Origin of the sequence: Hydrogenophaga sp. IBVHS1 (assembly GCF_002127265.1) — a bacterium.
In the GTDB taxonomy this organism is placed as follows: Bacteria; Pseudomonadota; Gammaproteobacteria; order Burkholderiales; family Burkholderiaceae_C; genus Hydrogenophaga.
On record NZ_NFUU01000001.1, the window covers coordinates 2,449,315 to 2,466,106 of the forward strand.

General features: G+C 66.2%; 20 protein-coding genes. 9 read left to right on the forward strand and 11 right to left on the reverse strand.

Going from position 1 to position 16,792, the window contains the following annotated elements:
• Positions 1-2 precede the first annotated feature (2 nt).
• From CAP37_RS11725 to CAP37_RS11755, 7 genes are all read left to right on the forward strand, one after another.
• A complete protein-coding gene (locus tag CAP37_RS11725) occupies positions 3-794 on the forward strand; it encodes a xanthine dehydrogenase family protein subunit M (protein WP_086124320.1) in 792 nt (263 codons plus the stop codon).
• Entirely contained in the window at positions 791-1,693 is a 903-nt protein-coding gene (locus CAP37_RS11730) for a MoxR family ATPase (RefSeq protein ID WP_086124321.1), read from the forward strand. The genes CAP37_RS11725 and CAP37_RS11730 overlap by 4 nt, the downstream gene beginning before the upstream one ends.
• 9 nt (positions 1,694-1,702) lie before the next feature.
• Positions 1,703-2,878 (forward strand): VWA domain-containing protein, encoded by a 1,176-nt coding sequence (locus CAP37_RS11735; protein WP_086124322.1) that lies wholly within the window; start codon positions 1,703-1,705, stop codon positions 2,876-2,878.
• Positions 2,879-2,924: 46 nt separating this feature from the next.
• Positions 2,925-3,497, forward strand: coding sequence for a CoxG family protein (locus CAP37_RS11740; protein ID WP_086124323.1), 573 nt, complete (start codon positions 2,925-2,927; stop codon positions 3,495-3,497).
• A 10-nt stretch (positions 3,498-3,507) separates the two neighbouring features.
• Positions 3,508-4,584: an XdhC family protein gene (locus tag CAP37_RS11745; protein ID WP_086124324.1), complete on the forward strand. Its 1,077-nt coding sequence runs from the start codon at positions 3,508-3,510 to the stop codon at positions 4,582-4,584.
• The gene (locus tag CAP37_RS22015; RefSeq protein WP_143435929.1) at positions 4,581-5,219 is read left to right on the forward strand and encodes an NTP transferase domain-containing protein; all 639 of its coding nucleotides are present in this window, start codon (positions 4,581-4,583) and stop codon (positions 5,217-5,219) included. The genes CAP37_RS11745 and CAP37_RS22015 overlap by 4 nt, the downstream gene beginning before the upstream one ends.
• Positions 5,220-5,310: 91 nt before the next feature.
• Complete coding sequence (locus tag CAP37_RS11755; protein WP_256926946.1) at positions 5,311-6,429, forward strand: sigma-54-dependent Fis family transcriptional regulator; 1,119 nt, start codon at positions 5,311-5,313, stop codon at positions 6,427-6,429.
• Between the two features lie 8 nt (positions 6,430-6,437).
• Here the strand turns inward: CAP37_RS11755 and CAP37_RS11760 are convergent, their stop codons facing one another.
• Genes CAP37_RS11760 through CAP37_RS11775 form a run of 4 tightly spaced genes read right to left on the reverse strand, consistent with a single transcriptional unit; the run spans position 6,438 to position 10,735 of the window.
• Positions 6,438-6,755, reverse strand: coding sequence for a hypothetical protein (locus tag CAP37_RS11760; protein WP_179190192.1), 318 nt, complete (start codon positions 6,753-6,755; stop codon positions 6,438-6,440).
• Positions 6,740-9,340 carry a cbb3-type cytochrome c oxidase subunit I gene (locus CAP37_RS11765; RefSeq protein ID WP_256926947.1) on the reverse strand — a complete coding sequence of 867 codons (2,601 nt, stop codon included), beginning with the start codon at positions 9,338-9,340 and terminating at the stop codon, positions 6,740-6,742. The genes CAP37_RS11760 and CAP37_RS11765 overlap by 16 nt, the downstream gene beginning before the upstream one ends.
• Positions 9,337-10,353 carry a cytochrome c oxidase subunit II gene (locus tag CAP37_RS11770; RefSeq protein ID WP_086124329.1) on the reverse strand — a complete coding sequence of 339 codons (1,017 nt, stop codon included), beginning with the start codon at positions 10,351-10,353 and terminating at the stop codon, positions 9,337-9,339. Before CAP37_RS11770 ends, CAP37_RS11765 begins: the two co-directional genes overlap by 4 nt.
• Positions 10,316-10,735, reverse strand: a complete 420-nt coding sequence (locus tag CAP37_RS11775; RefSeq protein WP_256926948.1) for a c-type cytochrome — start codon at positions 10,733-10,735, stop codon at positions 10,316-10,318. Before CAP37_RS11775 ends, CAP37_RS11770 begins: the two co-directional genes overlap by 38 nt.
• Between CAP37_RS11775 and CAP37_RS11780 the strand changes: the two genes are divergently transcribed.
• Complete coding sequence (locus CAP37_RS11780) at positions 10,734-11,420, forward strand: c-type cytochrome (RefSeq protein ID WP_179190193.1); 687 nt, start codon at positions 10,734-10,736, stop codon at positions 11,418-11,420. The genes CAP37_RS11775 and CAP37_RS11780 overlap by 2 nt on opposite strands.
• Here the strand turns inward: CAP37_RS11780 and CAP37_RS11785 are convergent.
• Together CAP37_RS11785 and CAP37_RS11790 are read right to left on the reverse strand one after the other, a co-directional pair.
• A complete protein-coding gene (locus CAP37_RS11785) occupies positions 11,359-12,006 on the reverse strand; it encodes a cytochrome b (RefSeq protein ID WP_086124332.1) in 648 nt (215 codons plus the stop codon). The two genes, CAP37_RS11780 and CAP37_RS11785, sit on opposite strands and share 62 nt — an antisense overlap.
• Complete coding sequence (locus tag CAP37_RS11790; RefSeq protein WP_086124333.1) at positions 12,003-12,770, reverse strand: cytochrome c oxidase assembly protein; 768 nt, start codon at positions 12,768-12,770, stop codon at positions 12,003-12,005. The genes CAP37_RS11785 and CAP37_RS11790 overlap by 4 nt, the downstream gene beginning before the upstream one ends.
• A 197-nt stretch (positions 12,771-12,967) precedes the next feature.
• Here CAP37_RS11790 and CAP37_RS11795 point away from each other — a divergent pair, with 197 nt between their 5' ends.
• Entirely contained in the window at positions 12,968-13,435 is a 468-nt protein-coding gene (locus CAP37_RS11795; RefSeq protein ID WP_086124334.1) for a hypothetical protein, read from the forward strand.
• Here CAP37_RS11795 and CAP37_RS11800 read toward each other — a convergent pair.
• From CAP37_RS11800 to CAP37_RS11820, 5 genes are all read right to left on the reverse strand, one after another.
• A complete protein-coding gene (locus tag CAP37_RS11800; RefSeq protein ID WP_086124335.1) occupies positions 13,432-14,439 on the reverse strand; it encodes an endonuclease/exonuclease/phosphatase family protein in 1,008 nt (335 codons plus the stop codon). The genes CAP37_RS11795 and CAP37_RS11800 overlap by 4 nt on opposite strands.
• Positions 14,440-14,449: 10 nt before the next feature.
• Entirely contained in the window at positions 14,450-15,082 is a 633-nt protein-coding gene (locus CAP37_RS11805) for a phosphatidylcholine/phosphatidylserine synthase (RefSeq protein ID WP_086124336.1), read from the reverse strand.
• 73 nt (positions 15,083-15,155) lie between these two features.
• Complete coding sequence (locus tag CAP37_RS11810; RefSeq protein ID WP_086124965.1) at positions 15,156-15,572, reverse strand: CBS domain-containing protein; 417 nt, start codon at positions 15,570-15,572, stop codon at positions 15,156-15,158.
• Positions 15,573-15,613: 41 nt separating this feature from the next.
• A complete protein-coding gene (locus tag CAP37_RS11815) occupies positions 15,614-15,847 on the reverse strand; it encodes a hypothetical protein (protein ID WP_086124337.1) in 234 nt (77 codons plus the stop codon).
• A gap of 146 nt (positions 15,848-15,993) precedes the next feature.
• Positions 15,994-16,338 (reverse strand): NYN domain-containing protein, encoded by a 345-nt coding sequence (locus CAP37_RS11820; RefSeq protein ID WP_086124338.1) that lies wholly within the window; start codon positions 16,336-16,338, stop codon positions 15,994-15,996.
• Between the last annotated feature and the right edge of the window lie 454 nt (positions 16,339-16,792).

Consider the following 16,792-nt stretch of genomic DNA (forward strand, 5'->3'; position numbering starts at 1 on the left):
CCATGTACGCATTCACGCTCGAACAACCCAAGACCCTCGCCGATGCCAAACGCCTGGCGGCTGGTGGCGCGCAGGCCCTGGCCGGTGGCCAGACGCTGATCGCTTCCATGAAGCAGCGCCTCATGCGCCCTGAAAACCTGGTGGACCTGGGCGGTGTGGCCGAACTGCGCGGCGTCAAGGTCGAGGGCCAGACGCTGGTGATCGGTGCCATGACCTGCCACCAGGACGTGGCCGACAACGCCGATGTGAAGCGGCTGATTCCCGGCCTGGCCGCTCTGGCCAATGGCATTGGCGACCGGCAGGTGCGCGCGCGCGGCACCATCGGCGGCTCGGTGGCCAATGACGATCCCGCCGCCTGCTACCCCAGCGCGGTGCTGGGCCTGGGCGCCACGGTGGTGACCGACCGGCGCCAGATCGCGGCTGATGATTTTTTCCAGGGCCTGTACACCACGGCGCTCGAACCCGGCGAGCTGATCACCGCGTTCCGTTTCCCGGTGCCCACCAAGGCGGCGTATGCCAAGTTCCGCCAGCCGGCTTCGCGCTTCGCGCTGGTGGGCGTTTTCGTGGCCCTCACCCCGGGTGGCCCGCGCGTGGCCGTCACCGGCACCGGCAACGGCGTGTTCCGCCACAAGGGGCTGGAAGCAGCTTTGGCCAAGAGCTTCACCCCCGAGGCCGTGGCCGATGTGAAGGTGGACGCCAGCGAGATGAACGGCGACCTGCACGCCAGCGCCGCCTACCGCGCGCACCTGGTCACGGTGCAGACGCAGGCCGCCGTGCGGCAGGCGAACGGATGAGCGGTTTGCCCGAAACCGACTCCATCGATGGCCTCACCCATGCCCTGCAAGGCGTGGGCTACCACGCCCCCCGGCGGCTGGCCACCGCCGTGTTTCTCGCCATGCGCCTGCAACGCCCGCTGCTGCTCGAAGGAGAGCCCGGCGTGGGCAAGACCGAGCTGGCCAAGGCATTGGCCAAAGTGCTCGGCCGCCCGCTGCTGCGCCTGCAGTGCTACGACGGCATGGAACAGCGTGAAGCACTCTACGAGTGGAACCACACGGCCCAACTGCTGCACATGCGCGCCGCGCAGGCCACGGCCACGCCCGATGAAATCGAACGCGAGGTGTACCAGGCGCGTTACCTGATCCGCCGCCCGCTGCTGCAGGCGCTGCAAACGCCAGCACCCGGCGCGGTGTTGCTGATCGACGAAGTGGACCGCGCGGACGAACCCTTTGAAGCTTTCCTGCTGGAGTACCTGGGCGAATACCAGGTGAGCATTCCCGAGCTCGGCACCATCAAAGCCGTGGCGGCGCCGCTCACCATTCTCACCAGCAACCGCACGCGCGACCTGAACGACGCTGTGAAGCGCCGTTGCCTCTACCAGTGGCTCGACTACCCGGAGCGCGAGCGCGAGCTGGCCATTGTGCGAAGCCAGGTGCCGGAGGCCAGCGCCCAACTCACCGAACAGGTCACACGCTTCGTGTCACGCCTGCGCGGCCAGCCGTTTGCCAACGCTTTCCAGCGCAGCCCCGGCATTGCCGAAAGCGTGGAGTGGGCGAAAGCCCTGGTGGCGCTGGACACGCTCACGCTTGATCCTGAGGTGATCCAGGACACGGCCGGTATTCTGTTCAAGCAGCGCGAGGATGTGGCTGCGTTGTTGCCGATGCTCGACAAGCTGCTCGAACCTGAACCGATCTGAGGTGGTGCCGTGATCCTGGGTGACGCTAGAAGCGGCAAACTCCCCGACCACATCACCGCCTTCGGCCGCGCCCTGCGCCGCGCGGGTGTGCCGGTGGACAGCAGCCGCATGGCGCTGGCCATTACCGCGGCGCAGGCCGTGGGTGTGGAACGCAAGGACGATCTGCGCGCCGCACTCGAAGCCGTGCTGGTCAGCCGCCAGCAGGACATCGGTGTGTTCGGCGAAATGTTCGAAGCGTTTTTTCGCAACCCCGAACTCGCGCAGCAACTGCTCTCGCAAATGCTGCCCAAAGCCGCCAAGGCCCATCCCGTGCGGCGCAAGGCGCGTGTGCAGGAAGCGCTGAGCGTGGCGGGCCTGAAGGCGCGCACACCCAACCAGGGCGAAACCGAGATCAAGTTCGATGCCGCCATGACCGCGAGCGACCAGCAGCGCCTGCGCCACGCCGACTTTGCCGAGCTCTCTGCCAGCGAATTTCGCCTGGTCGAACAACTGGTGCGGCAGATCCCCCTGCCCTTGCCGCCGTTCCGTTCCCGCCGCGAGCGCGCCGGCACGCGCGGCCACCGCCCCAACTGGCCGCGCGCGATGCAGCAGGCCCGCCGCCACGATGGCGAGCTGCTCGAACTCCCGCTCCTGAGCCGGCGCCGCCAACCGCTGCCGCTGCTGATCCTGGTCGACATCTCGGGTTCAATGGAGCGCTACGCCCGCCTGCTGCTGGCCTTTCTGCACCAGGCCACGCGCGGCACGCCGCGCGCGGCCTTCGCCTTCGGCACCGACCTCACTGATCTGCGCTCAGCCTTCCGCCATCGCGACACCGACGAGATGCTGGCACTGGCCAACGCCGCCATCGACGACTTTGCCGGTGGCACGCGCCTGGGCACCTCGCTTTCGCAGCTGCGCGAGCGGCACCCGCGCTGCCTGGTGGGCCGGCGCACCGTGGTGCTGCTCATCACCGATGGCCTGGACACCGGCGCGCCCGAGGTGCTGGAGCAGGAACTGCAATGGCTGGGCCGCCACACGCGGCAACTGCTCTGGCTGAACCCGCTGTTGCGTTTCGACGGCTACGCGCCGCTGGCCAGCGGCGCGAGCGTGCTGCACCGCCATGCGCACGGCATGCTGGCCGTGCACAACCTGAGCCGCCTCGAAGACCTCGCCCGGTCCATGGCTGCGCTGATGCAGCGCGGCTGACGCCCCCAATTTCGTTCATCATCTCGATCGCACTGGAGAATTCATCGTGGACATGCAAGGCAGCCGGCCGCTCGGCGTTACCCAACAACAGGCCTGGGAAGCCCTCAACGACCCGGAAATCCTCAAGACCTGCATACCGGGTTGCGAGAAATTCGAGCTCACCGAAGCCAACACCTACGCCGTCACCACCGCCATCAAGATCGGCCCCGTCTCGGCGCGATTCAATGGGCGCGTGGTGCTCTCCGACATCAAGCCGCCCGAGTCTTACAAGCTCAGTTTCGACGCCCAGGGCGGTGTGGCTGGCTTCGGCAAAGGCGAGTCTGCCGTGCTGCTCAAGCCCACCGAGGGCGGCTGCGAGCTGAGCTACACCGTGCATTCGTCGGTGGGCGGCAAGATCGCCCAGCTCGGGCAGCGCCTGATTGATGGTGCGGCAAAATCACTGGCTGAAGATTTCTTCCGCCGCTTCGACGAAGAGCTGCAGCGCCGCTACCCCGCCACCCCCGGCGCAGTGGTGGCGCCAGCGCCAGCGCAGCCGGCCTCGGGCGGCATTCCCACCTGGGCCTGGGCTGCGATTGCGGTGGTGATTGCCGGTGTCATCTACCTGGCCACCAAGGCCTGAGGAAAGTCACGTGGAAAACCTTGACGTCACCGTGCTGCGCACCCTTCAGGGCTGGCGCGAACAGGGCCACCGCGCGTTGCTCGCCACCGTGGTGCGCACGTGGGGTTCTTCTCCCCGGCCGGTCGGTTCCATCATGGCGCTGTGCGAAACCGGCGCCGTGGTGGGCTCGGTGTCTGGCGGCTGCATTGAAGACGACCTGATCTACCGCTACAGCCGCGCCCACGGCGCAGTGCAGGGCAGTGAAGCGCCCGCCGGCATCACGCACGAAATCCCCGACGGCACGCCCGAGCGCGTGAAGTACGGCGTGAGCGCAGACGAAGCCCACCGCTTCGGCCTGCCCTGCGGCGGCACGCTGGAACTGGTGCTGGAATTCAACCCCGATGCCGCTTCGCTCGCCGCACTGGTGCAGGCACTGGCGGGCGGGCAGATGATGGAGCGGCGCACCGAGCTGACCACCGGCCGCGTGACGCTGCGTGCGGCGCAGGCACCCGCTTCGCTCATCGACGATGACCAGGTGCTCAGCAACACCTTTGGCCCCGAATACCGCATGCTGCTGATCGGCGCCGGCCAGCTCACGGAGTATCTGGCGACCATGGCGCTGTTCAGCGGTTTCGCCGTGACCGTGTGCGACCCGCGCGAGGAATACCGCACCGCGTGGTCGGTGCCCGGTGTGGCACTGGCCACCGAGATGCCCGACGACGTGGTGCGCGAATTCCATGTGGACCGCCGCAGCTGCGTGATTGCGCTCACGCACGATCCCAAGCTGGACGACCTGGCGCTGCTGGAAGCGCTGGAGACCGAAGCTTTCTATGTGGGCGCCATCGGCTCACGCCGCAACAACGAAGCGCGCCACGCCCGCATGATCGAGCACTTCGACCAGACACCCGAGAGCCTGGCGCGCCTGCGCGGCCCCATCGGCATCTACATCGGCAGCAAGACGCCGCCGGAGATTGCGGTGAGCATCATGGCCGAGGTGCTGGCGGTGAAGAACGGCGTACCGCTGCCCCGCGACATGGACGTGGCCAGTGCCAAGAACTCGCAGGAAGCCAGCGTGCCGTCTGCGCCCACCTGTTTCGTCACCCCGTGAAAACCGGCTTCGTCATCCTTGCAGCTGGCGCCGGCCGCCGAATGGGTGGCATCGCCAAATGCCTGCTCGAGCTCAACGGCAAAACGCTGCTGGAGCGGCTGCTCACGCATGTGCAGCCGCTGCGCGGCAAGGCCCGGCACGACCTGGTGCTGGTGCTGGGCCACCACGCGCACGACGTGCAAGCCCATGTGGCGCGGCTGCCCGATGCGCTCGCGCCCCTTTGCGTCATCAACCCGCGCCCGGAAGACGACACGTCTTCGTCGCTGCGCGCCGGTTTGCGGGCGCTGGCGCACGACGTGGAGCGCGTGGTGGTGCTGCTCGCCGACCAGCCTTTGATTGACACCGCCGACGTGCAGGCCGCGCTGGAGGCGTTCGATGCGCGCCCCGCCGGTGCGCGCGTGCAGGTGCCGCGCGTGCACGGCCAGCCGGGCCACCCTGTGGTGTTTGATGCGCATGTGCGCGCCGCCCTCATCGACCCCCTGCAACCCAGCCTGCGCCAGTGGCGCGCCGCGCACCCCGAGTCTGTGCACCTGTGGGACGTGGACAACCCGCACTACACCCGCGATCTGGACACGCCACAGGATCTGGACGCCCTGGCAAGAGAAACCCGCTGGTCGTGGCGCTGGCCGGGCTAGGGATGAACCCTTACCCGAGCAGACCGCTCAGGCGTGTGCGCTGGCGCACAAACGCTGCTTTAATGGCGTTCGCCCCACCCCACCGCCGATCGTGACCCCACAGTCCCATCCCACGGTTCCCCACCAGCAGCGGCTTGCGCTTATTGAGCAGGCGCGCAAGGCGGTGCTGGAGTCTCGTGCGCCGTTCCCGGCGCCGCAGCTCGCACCCTGGGTTGACCGCTCCTGGCGCCGTTGTCTGGACCTGGGCTTCCAGCCGCAGCAGCACATCGCCTTCGACCCCGTGACCGCCGCCGCCATGCGGCACGCCATCGAGGCCAACCAGCCGCTGCTGCGCGCCGCCGCGCCGGTCATCCAGTCGCTCACACGGGCCATGGCGCACACGCGCTACTTCGCCATCCTCACCGACGCGCGCGGCACGGTCATCGACGTGAACGGCCCGGTCGACCGGCAGAACCCGCTGGCCGCCAACATTGCCCGCGTGGGCGTGGACCTGTCTGAACGCGCCGTGGGCACCACCGCCATCGGCACCACGCTGGCCGAACTGCAACCCGTGTGGCTGCACCGGGGCGAACACTTCTACGACGACACCAGTGTGTACAGCTGCGCCGGCGCACCCATCTGGGGGCCGGACGGCCAGTGCGTGGGCATGCTCGACCTCACCGGCGTGAACGTGATCGAACAGCCCGCGCTCAAGCACCTGGTGACGCAATCGGCGCGCAGCATTGAAAACGCCCTCACCCTCGGCCGGCCGCACCGCCTGCTTCTGTGCCTGAACTGGCCCGGCCGCGTGATTGGCGACGACAGCGACGGCCTTGTGGGCCTGGATGCCGACGGCCAGGTGACTGCGCTCAACCGCTCGGCGGCCGAGATGCTGGGCATCGGCCCTGGCATGGTGCCCGGCCATTGCAGCGACCTCTTCGCCGTGCCGATGGAAGCGCTGTTTGATGCCGCCCGCGCCCAGCGTGGACCGTTTGAAGTGCCGCTGTGGTCTGGCCTGCGGCTGTGCGTGCTGGCGCAACTGAACCGCCACGGTGAACGCGGCGGCGTGCCCGCACACGGCGCTGCGCATGGCATACCGCTGAAGGACATGGAAACCGCGCTGATCCGCAAGGCGGTGGACGATGCGCGCGGGAATGTGAAGGAAGCGGCGCGCGCGCTCGGCATCAGCCGCGCCACGGTGTACCGCAAGCTGGGCTCGCGGCAGCGCTGACGCTGCCTTCAGGGCAGGAAGACCAGCGAAGGCACGACGCTGAACAACATCGCCACCGTGGCAATGGCCACCGCGCCCAGGGCGAACTGGTAGTTCCAGTCGGACAGTGCGCCCGCCGCGTGCCGGGCCTTGACCCGCACCCAGTGCGCACCCACCGCGAGCAAGGCGATGACCGTGGCGCCCCAGGCCACGGCGTTGGCCAATTTCTGGTGCGGCCAGATCTCGACCGCGGCCCAGATCACCATGAAGTGCACGAACCAGATCACGAAGGCCGCGACGATCGGCCACCAGCTCAGTTGCTTGCGCGACTTCACAGTCCACCCCACGGCAACAGGCGCGGCAGCACCAGGCCGACGGCGCCTTCGATCGCGGCAAACATGAAAAGAATGCGCAGCGCCTCCAGGGTCTTGTTGGCTGGGGCTGGCGCCAGGCCGCGCATCCAGCGCGCGAGGTAGTAGAAAGCCGCCAGCACCACCGCCATCACGACGCTGCCGTGCCAGGCCAACATGGCATAGATCGCCGCGCCCTGCCCGCTGGCATCGCCACGCAGCCCGGCGTTCCACCAGTCGAGGCCATCCAACACCAGCGCAGCCACCAGGCACACCATGCTCAGCGTCATCGCCACGGCGCTGATCCCGCTGCCGCGCTGGTACCTCGCCATTAACGGCCGGGCCGCCCAGGCCAGCCCGGCCGATGCACCGAGCAGCAGCAGGCCTGGCAACAGCGTGCCGCGCGGCGCGGCCACCTTCCACCAGTCGGGATGCGACCCAAACAGGTAGAGGTACGCAAACAGCGCCATGAGGTAGATCATCCCCAGCACCACGACCAGCAGCACCGCGGCCCACCAGCCGTGCGATTGCGGGCCGGTCACATAGGTCGGCAGCATGATGCCGCCGCCCGCATCCACCTGCTTCTGCGGAATGTGCCGGTCGTTGCTCCAGACCCAACGCATGATGCAGACCACGGCCAGCACGCCACAGACCGCGCTGAGTGTCAGGGCCTTCACCGTCAGCAGCAGGAAACAACCCGCGGTGAAGAGAGCCGCCAGCAGCGGCCACCAGGAAGGCCCCGGCATGATCTGCACGTATTGCGGCTCCGCGCGCGAGCTGCTCGTGATCAGCGTCTCGCGCTCGCCGGTGGCGGTGCCTGGCAGGAAGTAGCGCCCGGCCTCCACATCCTGGCGCAGCTTTGCGTCGGCCCACAAGGGCTCGAGGGAACTGACGACCGGGATCGAACGCACCGCGTAGTTGCCGGTGGACAGCCACTCCAGCGTGCCGCCGTTGTAGACGTTGCGGGCATTGCCGTCGTCATTGCCCTTGCGGCTGAAGCAGCGAATGGCGTCGATCAGAAACAGCAGCACCCCGGCCGCCATGATGAAGGCGCCAATGGTCGAGATGAGGTTGGGCACGTCGAACGATCGGCCTGGCAGGTAGGTGTCCACACGCCGGGGCATGCCCATCAGCCCGGTGAGGTGCATCGGCAGAAAGCACACGTGCACGCCGACGAAGCTGAGCCAGAACACCCAGCGCCCCCAGCGCTCGGAAAACTGGCGGCCGTTGAGCATCGGCATCCAGTAGTAGAAACCGGCGAACAGCGGAAACACCATGCTGCCGATCAGCACGTAATGAAAGTGCGCGACGACGAAGTAGGTGTCATGGGCCTGGCCGTCGAAGGCGACCATGCCGACCATCACGCCGGTGAGCCCACCCATGACGAAGATGAGGATGCCGCCGACGAGAAAAAGCGAAGGCACGTTGCGCTGCACCTTGCCCGAGGCGAGCGTGGCGATCCACGCGAACACCTGCGCCCCCGCTGGAATGGCCACCGCCATCGACGCGGCCGAGAAGTAGCCGGCCGACAACCCGGGCAGGCCCACCGTGAACATGTGGTGAGCCCACACCCCGAAGCTGATGAAACCGGTGGCGATCAAGGCCAGCACCACGATCTCGTGGCCCACCAGCGGCTTCTGCGCCACCGTGACGATCATGGCCGACACCATGGCCGAGGCCGGGATGAAGATGATGTAGACGTCGGGGTGGCCGAAGAACCAGAACAGGTGCTGGTAGAGCAGCGGGTCGCCACCGCGCGTGGCGTCGAACAGCGGCCAGTTGAAGGCGCGCTCGAGTTCGAGCAGGAAGGTCACCATGATCATGGCCGGGAAGGCCAGGATGATCATCACGCCGAAGATCAACACCGCCCAGGCGTAGACCGGCATTTTCGGCAGCGTCATGCCGGGAGCACGCGTGCGCAGCACACCCACGATGAGCTCGATGGCGCCGGCGATCGCGCTGATCTCGATGAAGCCGATGCCCAGCAGCCAGAAGTCGGCGTTGATGCCCTTGGAGTAGACCCCGTCGCTCAACGGCGGGTACATGAACCACCCGCCGTTTGGCGCCAGGCTGAAGAAGATCGAGCAGAAGAAGACGACACCGCCGATGAGGTAGGCCCAGTACGAGTACGCCGAGAGCCGAGGGAACGGCAGGTCGCGCGCGGCAATCATCTGCGGCAGCAGCATCACGGCGATGGCCTCGACGGCGGGCACGGCGAACAGGAACATCATCACCGAGCCGTGCATGGTGAACAGCTGGTTGTAGGTCTCCTGCGGCACGAAGTCCGCGAGCGGCGCGGCCAGCTGCACACGCATCACCAGCGACAGCACACCGGCGGCGACAAAGAAGCCGAAGGCCGTGACGATGAACAGGAACCCGATGAAGTTGTTGTTGACGGCGCTGAACGCTCGCCAACCTGTGGGTGTTTCCCAGACCTTCTTCAGGGCCTCGAGTTCGCCCTTCGGTCTTCTTCCCTTCGTCGGAAAACGTTCGTAGAGTTTCGCGTCGAAGCCGGTCTCCGACGGTGCGGTCGCTGCGTCGGCCACGGCACCCGCCACCCCTGGCGCAACGCGGTCCGTCACTTCAACGACTCCATGTACGCGGCCAGGGCGTTGAGCTCGGCGGCCTCCAGCGAGCGGTAGGCGGGCATGCGGTTGTTGGGCTTGATCGACTGGCTGTCGCCGATCCATCCGATCAGCGTGCCACGGGTGTTGGGCAGGATGCCCGCGCCGAGCGACTGCCGCGAACCGATGTGCGTGAGGTCGGGGCCCGACAGCCCTTGCGCGGGCGTGCCGGCGATGCGGTGGCAGGCCGCGCAGCCGGCATCGCCGAAGAGTTTTCTGCCGCGCGCTATTTCGTCGTTGGCGGGTGACGCAAGCGCAACCGCCGCCGGGGCCGCGGCAGGCTGCGGCCGCTGACGCGCAAGCCGCGCTTCGTTCCAGCGCTGCCAGTCGGCGGGCTCATGCGCCACCACCATGAAGCCCATCAGAGAATGCGCCCCACCGCAGAATTCGGCACACTGCCCGCCGTACACGCCGGCCTTGTCGGCCTGCAGCTTGAGCCGGTTGGTGCGGCCGGGAATCATGTCCATCTTGCCGCCCAGCTTGGGCACCCAGAAGCTGTGGATCACGTCTTCCGACACCATGTCGACCACCACCGGGCGGCCCACCGGAATGTGCAGTTCGTTGGCATCGGCATGCATCTCCTTGCCCGCTGCATCCAGGTAGGAAACGCGCCACCAGTAGATGTTGCCGGACACACGCATGCGCAGCTCGTCGCCCTTGATGGTGGTCATGCCGGCGACCAGTGTGAGACCCCCGACCAGCAACAGGAAGAGCACGCCAGCCGGGACGATCAGCCCGAACCATTTGACGACGCCCACGCCACCGAGCCGGGCGCGCAGTTCGTCGCTGCCGTACAGCGCCACCCACATGGCCACGCACACCAGCACGAAGATCAGCATGACGAGTGCGATGAGCACCCAGGCGAGCGAGGTGACCGAGTTCGAGAACGGGCCATGCGGATCGAGCACGGGTGGAGGCCAGCCGCTGAGGGCTTCAGCGAGATTGGAGCGTGAGGAGGTAGGCTGTGACATCGCGGGCTTCCTGGTCCGTCATGGGGATGGCCGGCATGGCCGTCCCGGGCTTGAGCCCGGGGGCGTTTCTGACAAACTGCATCAACACGCCGGGCTGGTTCGGCAACTGCCCGGCGATCAGGCCCTGCCGGGCAAAGTCTTGCAGCGAAGGCCCGAGCCCGCCGCGCGGCCACTTCACGTCGGGAAAGGTGTGGCAGGCCACGCAGCCCTTCTCGGTGACGAGCCGCAGACCGACTTCGACGCTGGCGTCGCCCAGCGTGGGCGTGCGGTCCGGCGGGCCATCGCAGCCCATCAGGCTGAAGCAGGCCAGCACCAGCCAGAGGCCGGTGTTGCCCCTGGGTGAACTTGGGGTGCGCGGCATGCGCGATGATCTAGTTTCCATGCGCAAACTCCCTTCGCCCCACACACCCCGGCGCGCGAACTTCGGCGGCCTGTGGCTGACCGTGTGCGCCCTCTTCCTGACGACGGCATGCACTGATCGCATGGCCCCCAGCGACGACCGCTTTGGCCGCAGCGGCGAGCTCATTGCCATGAGTGGCGGCGAAGGTGGCGCGCGCTACGCCTGCGCCACCTGCCACGGCGTGCGCGGCGAGGGCAACGGGTTCGACGCGCCGCGCCTGGCCGGCCTGCCGGCGGGCTACCTGCAAAAGCAGATGCAGGACTACGCCACGGGCTTGCGGCCGCACGAGGTGATGCGCGACGTGGCGCGCTTTCTCGACAGCAACGAACGCGTGCGCGTGGCCAACCACTACGCCGCCCTGCCGCCGCAGGCTTTGATGCTCGCCACCGAGCAAGCCATCAGCGCGGCCACGCCGGCGCTGTACGCCGCCAGATGCCAGCAGTGCCACGGCGTGGAAGGCATGGGCACCGCCAGCGGGCCGCCGCTGAACGCGCAGCCAGCCCTCTACCTCGCCCAGCAATTGCAGGACTGGCAGGTGTCGAAGCGGCGCACCGATGGCAATCATGAGATGGTGAAGGTGGCGCAGGAACTGAGTGGTGGGGAGATCACCCAGCTGAGCCTTTATCTGGCGGGGATCCCACCACGCCCGGTTCTTCCGGACCGTTGAGGTCGAGCATCGAAGGCAACACGCGGTCTCGCTTGATCACGTAGTGCAGCACGGCGGCCCCGGCATGGCCTGGAATGATGAGCATCGTGATCCACACAATGTAGAAGTGGACCGTGGCGGCCCACTGCATCAGGCGCCACTGCAGGCCTTCGGACAACTGGTCGAATGGCAGGTTGGGAAACGGGATCACACCGGCAATCGACAGCGGCAGATCGCTCGGCAAGGTGGACCACATCACCCAGCCGCTGATGGGCAAGGCGAAGAAACTGAAATAGAACCAGTTTTGCAGCAGGCGGCTGGCCTTGCCCGCCAACGACGACTCATCGACGTTCGCGGGTCCGGTGATCTGGCTGTGCCACAAAAAGCGCAGCGTGCCCAGCAGCATGATGGTGAGCCCGATCTGCGTGTGGGTCTGGTAGCCGACGTACTTGTCGCCACCCACCGGTTGCCATCCCAGATACCACCCATGCGCCAGCTGGAAAATCATCAGCGCCGCCATCACCCAATGAAAAGTGACGCCAATCGGCGAGTACAGGCCGCGCCGGTGGTAACCCTCGGCCCACTCGATGGCGGCAATCAGGTTCATGCCGGGTCGGCGCGCAAGGCGGCGCGCGCGCGCTCGGCATCGAGCCAGCGCCAGCCGATCCACATGGCCACCGCCAGGTAGGCGATGCTGCCCGGAGCCCACATGATGATGCCGGCGAGTTGCTGGTCTTCCAGCGGCGCCATGCCCCAGCTGATGGCGGACGCGAAGTGCGGCGGATACAGCGGCCGTCCGGCGAACGTGATCAAAGCGCCCAGCAGGCCCATCAACACGGTGGTGACCAGAATCGCGCCCATCGCCGCCGCCGGGCCGCTCCTGCGAACCGCGATCCAGAAAACCATGGCGCTGGCCAGCAGCGTGAACTGCATCAGCCAGTAGATCGAGTCCGACGACAGCGCGGCCGCGTAGGGCGCCGGCGCGTGCCAGACCCAGAACACCACTGCGGCGATGGCCGTGCAGCTCCACAGCCGTGCCGGCAACCGTTTGAGCCAGGGTTCCAGCCCGAACGCCAGCATCGGCGCCACCGCCAGCACGAGCGCGATGTGGTGCACCACCCGCACCGTGAAGAAAGCCGAACTCAGCGCGCACAGCGGTGAGACAAAGAGCACGAACGCCAGCACCCACGCGCCACGCAGGCTCTGGCGCCGCTGAGGCGTGAGATCGGCACTCAATGGCGCGCGCCAGAGTGCCAGCGCCAGCAGCAGCAACACAGCGCCGAGCACCGGATCAAGATTCCAGCGGCTCAGCCAGACCTCGGGTCCTGGCGCTGCGCCGCAGTAAGGGATCCACCTTGTTGCATCGTCCACCGTGGGTCCTCCCGTTCAGCGTCGGCGTAGTTTAAAGACGGTTGCTCTATCTCGTGTATCAAAACATGAAGCAGCCGCGCGCACTGTTCGATAGAGAACAGAAGCCATCAAAACCGCCGTCATGCCCACGTGCCTGGCGACCGGGCACGCCAACTGCCCCACCCTGGCACCCACCCACACACAAGGAAGGAATCACCATGGCCAAGAGCAGCATTCAGGGCGTGAGCCCAGCACCCGCCGAACCCGCCGGCCGAGACACAGCGTCCCTCGGCCCCGGCGACACCTCCGACAGCGGCAGCGACATGATGGGCATCGAGGACAGCGAAGGCGGCGACCCCGGCCTGGCGACCGACGTGGCGGCCCGCGACGAACTGGGCGGCGCCAGCCTGTTGCCGCCCGACGCCCTGACGTCCACCAGCGATGCCACCGGCACCGGCGAAAGCCGCAGCGCGGGCGGCGACAGCGGCAAGCAGGACGGCTGGGACATCGGCGTGGATCGCGTGTTCACGCCCGGTGTGGCGGATGCAGACGCAGATGCCGAAGAAGACCCTGACCTGGCGTTCGTGGACGAAGCCGAGGCCGGCGACCCGCTGGAGGATCAAGCCGACGAGACGGGAGAATCCGGCGAGGCTGATGACGGCGAAGACCGTAAGCCAGCCACCTAGGCGTGTTCGCCCAGCGCCTCCTGGTCGCTCTGCGGTCGCGGGTGCAGCACCAGTTCGGTCAGCAGCGGGAAATGGTCCGATCCGATGGACGGCAAGCGCCTGATGCTGCGCAGCGTGAAGTGGTTGCTGTGGAAGATGTGGTCCAGCGGCCAGCGCAGGAACCAGTGCCCCGCATGGAACGTGTTGAACATCCCGCGTCCGACACGCGGGTCCAGCAAATGGCTCAGCTTGCGAAACTGGCGTGTGGTGCGCGACCACGCCACGTCGTTGAGATCCCCGGTGACCAGCACCGGTTCGGTCACGCCAGCCACGCGCCGTGCCACCGTCATCAGTTCGGCGTCACGCGGTCTTGAGCTGTCTTTTTCGGTTGGCGCCGGCGGCTCGGGGTGTACGAAGTGCGCCTGCACGACCTGGCCGTTGGTCATGCGGATGCGGGTCCGCATCGACGGAATGTCGTGCTCCAACAGAAATTCCACGTGGCTGTCTTCCAGCGGCAACCGGGCATACACATGCATGCCGTAACGGTTGTCCAGTGGGCACTGGATGGTGTGGGGGTAGTCGGCCTTCAGGGTGTCCAGTTGCGCTTGCCACCGGTGGTCCGATTCCAGCGTTACCAGCACATGCGGGCGGTGCTTCAGAACCAGATCCAGCAGAGCCTGGGTGTTGCGGTTGGACATGAGGACGTTGGAAACAAGCACCTGAAGCGTTTCGCCACCGTCTGCCGCCGCAGCGGATTTCACCTCCTGCGGAAACCAGCGGGTGTAAGGGATGATCCACCACGCGTGATACGCGAGACATCCCGCCGCGGCCACAGGCACCAGCCAGGCCTGCCACCCCCCGCCGAACGCCACGAGCAGATCCACCACCAGCAACGCGGCCGTCATCGCACACAGCTGCAGACGCGGAAAGTCCAGCGTGCGCACCCACCAGACCTTGCTGTGCGACAGTGGGATCAGGGTCAACAGCAGGACGACGCCCGTTGCACAGGCGGTGTAGGGGTTCATCCTTCCTGCTTCAAAACTTGGGGATGCGCAGGGTCTTGCTGATCATGGCCGTGCCCGACAACGCGAACAGCAGGCTCATGGGATGCAGCTGCCAGGGCCCGAGTTGCCACACTCCGCCCCACAGTTGCGCACCCAGCGCACCCTGCCAGGCGGCCCATGAAAGCACCGCAGTGAGGACCACGCTGGTGGGGATCGGCGTGCCTTCAAAGTAAGCCACCTTGCCCGCGTCGGTGGTCAGTTGTTCGGCGGTGACGTTGAAGCGCGCCAACCGGCTGACGCCGCAGCAGACGAAGTAGCAAAGGATGGCGACGTCCCAACCACCCTGAAGCCCCGCGGCAAAGCCCAGCGCCGCCGGGCCGACCCCAAAGGAGATGACGTCGGCCAGTGAATCGAGCTCGCGGCCCAGCGGCGAATGCTGGTGGCGCCAGCGCGCCACCTTGCCGTCGAAGACGTCGAAGACGAAGGCCAGCGGCGTCATGGCGGCCGACAGCAGAAAGTGCGTGAGCGAGCCGCTGGCCATGTACATCATTGCCAGGAAAACCGACAACACGCCGCAGGCGGCATTGCCCAGTGTGATGAAGTCGGCCAGATGAAAGCCGCGAATCATCGAGAAGCGGCGTGGCGGGGGATTGGTGGGCGTCATGTCAGAGTCTCCGTTGTTGTCCGTGATTAAAACGGACGAGGCTCCGTACTTCGCCGGCTTTGACCGATCCGCTTCAGGAGCGGGAAATATCAACCAGTGCGTCAGCCGCAGGTTCAATGTCGTCGGCTTCCACGGCAAAGTCACCCAGCGAAACGATGCCTACCAGTCTCTTGTCTCGATCCACCACTGGAAGACGCCGGATCTGGTTCTCACTCATGATGCTTGCGCCCCTGGCTACGGTGTCGTTCTCATACGCCCAGGCAATGCCTTCGGACATGACATCGCGAACTTTGGTGTCGCAGTCCTTGCCTTCGGCCACGGCACGAATGACGATGTCGCGATCCGAGACCGCGCCAATCATGCGATCGTTCTCGCCCACCGGCATCATGCCGAAACCTTGATCCAGCATCAGCTTCGCGGCCTCTCTGATGGACGTGTCGGGGCTGATGACCTTTACATCGCGGCTCATCACTTCTTTCAATAGCTGCATGGTTCTCTCCTGGACGATGATGAAAATGTGCTGCAAGCCGCTCAAGCGCGGTCGCGCAGCTCCTCGATCCCCATATGTTCGGCGCAGTGGTTGCAACAGAACATCTGACCGTCCTTTTCCAACCCATGGCCGACGATGCGCACACCGCAGCGGGTGCAGGCGGGCGCCAGCGCGAAGATCGCGCATTCAAAACTGTCGAAGGTATGGGTTCTTCCCTGCATGACAACTTCGAACGACTTGTCGTAGTCGTTGCCGCAGGCTTCACATTTCGCCATGGTGGTCTCCTGAAAGTGAACGGGACGACTCCATCCTGCGCGCTTGTGTGCGACAACTCTGTTCGCTGTGTCACACAGGACCAATAGCAGCTGTTTCCATCGCAATGAGATGAAACAAAGAAGCCTCGCACGCTGCTGCCATGAAATCATCCAAAGCCATACACCCGCACCCCCTCGCGCCGCAGGCAGAACGCCAGCGGCGTGAGATCGCTGTCGGACGACACCAGGCACACACCATCGAACTGCCCCGTGTTCACCAGGTCCATCGCGTTCAGGCCAGGGGTGTAGGAGAAGAGATGCACCGGCTCGATGGCGTGGTGGTGCAGCACGGTCTTGAAGCGCCGCATGCCGGGCCGCGACCAATCGGCAAACGCGCGCTTGACGATGAGCGAGCCATAACAGGCCGCGCGCAGCAGGATGGAACGGATCAGCGTGTGGGAAACGTTCTCGGCGTCGATCAACACGGCGAGCTTCTGTTGCTTGGTCATCATGCGGCCACTCCCCTCTTCTTTCCTGTTCGTTTTGTGAAGAGCTGCCGCACCTGAGAGTGGCGGCAGCCCGAACGGGTTGAGAACCGGGGACCCCTTGCGAAGAACCGGCAGGTCTCGCGACCTCCCGCTCAGGCTGCCAAAAAAGCGAGCATGAACGACAAAGGCCGCTGTCCTAGCGGTGCACAGCGGCCTCAGCCGCAAAGAGTCCCCAGGTTCTCAAGCCCGACTCACCTTTTTCGTGAGCGGGGGAGCCTTTAACTCAATACGACGAAAGCATTCACGGCTTGCGGATGAAAAATCCGCAGGAACCTTCGAGAGTTCCGAACTCAACCCTTGCGCAACGTTGAATTTGGCCACTTACAGCCGAAGTGAGAACAACTTCATAATCGGGCCGCAGCAAAGGCTGCCGCCCAGCCCATTTTCAATGCATTCTGAGCCAGACGCTACAAAGACT

Bases quoted from the DNA above. Each gene is read 5' to 3' on its own strand.
- CAP37_RS11820 (WP_086124338.1), bottom strand. From the start codon at position 16,338: ATGATGACCAAGCAACAGAAGCTCGCCGTGTTGATCGACGCCGAGAAC.
- CAP37_RS11785 (WP_086124332.1), bottom strand. From the start codon at position 12,006: ATGAACCTGATTGCCGCCATCGAGTGGGCCGAGGGTTACCACCGGCGC.
- CAP37_RS11730 (WP_086124321.1), top strand. From the start codon at position 791: ATGAGCGGTTTGCCCGAAACCGACTCCATCGATGGCCTCACCCATGCC.
- CAP37_RS11770 (WP_086124329.1), bottom strand. From the start codon at position 10,353: ATGTCACAGCCTACCTCCTCACGCTCCAATCTCGCTGAAGCCCTCAGC.
- CAP37_RS11805 (WP_086124336.1), bottom strand. From the start codon at position 15,082: ATGACGCCCACCAATCCCCCGCCACGCCGCTTCTCGATGATTCGCGGC.
- CAP37_RS11775 (WP_256926948.1), bottom strand. From the start codon at position 10,735: ATGGAAACTAGATCATCGCGCATGCCGCGCACCCCAAGTTCACCCAGG.
- CAP37_RS11795 (WP_086124334.1), top strand. From the start codon at position 12,968: ATGGCCAAGAGCAGCATTCAGGGCGTGAGCCCAGCACCCGCCGAACCC.
- CAP37_RS11800 (WP_086124335.1), bottom strand. From the start codon at position 14,439: ATGAACCCCTACACCGCCTGTGCAACGGGCGTCGTCCTGCTGTTGACC.
- CAP37_RS11725 (WP_086124320.1), top strand. From the start codon at position 3: ATGTACGCATTCACGCTCGAACAACCCAAGACCCTCGCCGATGCCAAA.
- CAP37_RS11780 (WP_179190193.1), top strand. From the start codon at position 10,734: ATGCGCAAACTCCCTTCGCCCCACACACCCCGGCGCGCGAACTTCGGC.
- CAP37_RS11815 (WP_086124337.1), bottom strand. From the start codon at position 15,847: ATGGCGAAATGTGAAGCCTGCGGCAACGACTACGACAAGTCGTTCGAA.
- CAP37_RS11810 (WP_086124965.1), bottom strand. From the start codon at position 15,572: ATGCAGCTATTGAAAGAAGTGATGAGCCGCGATGTAAAGGTCATCAGC.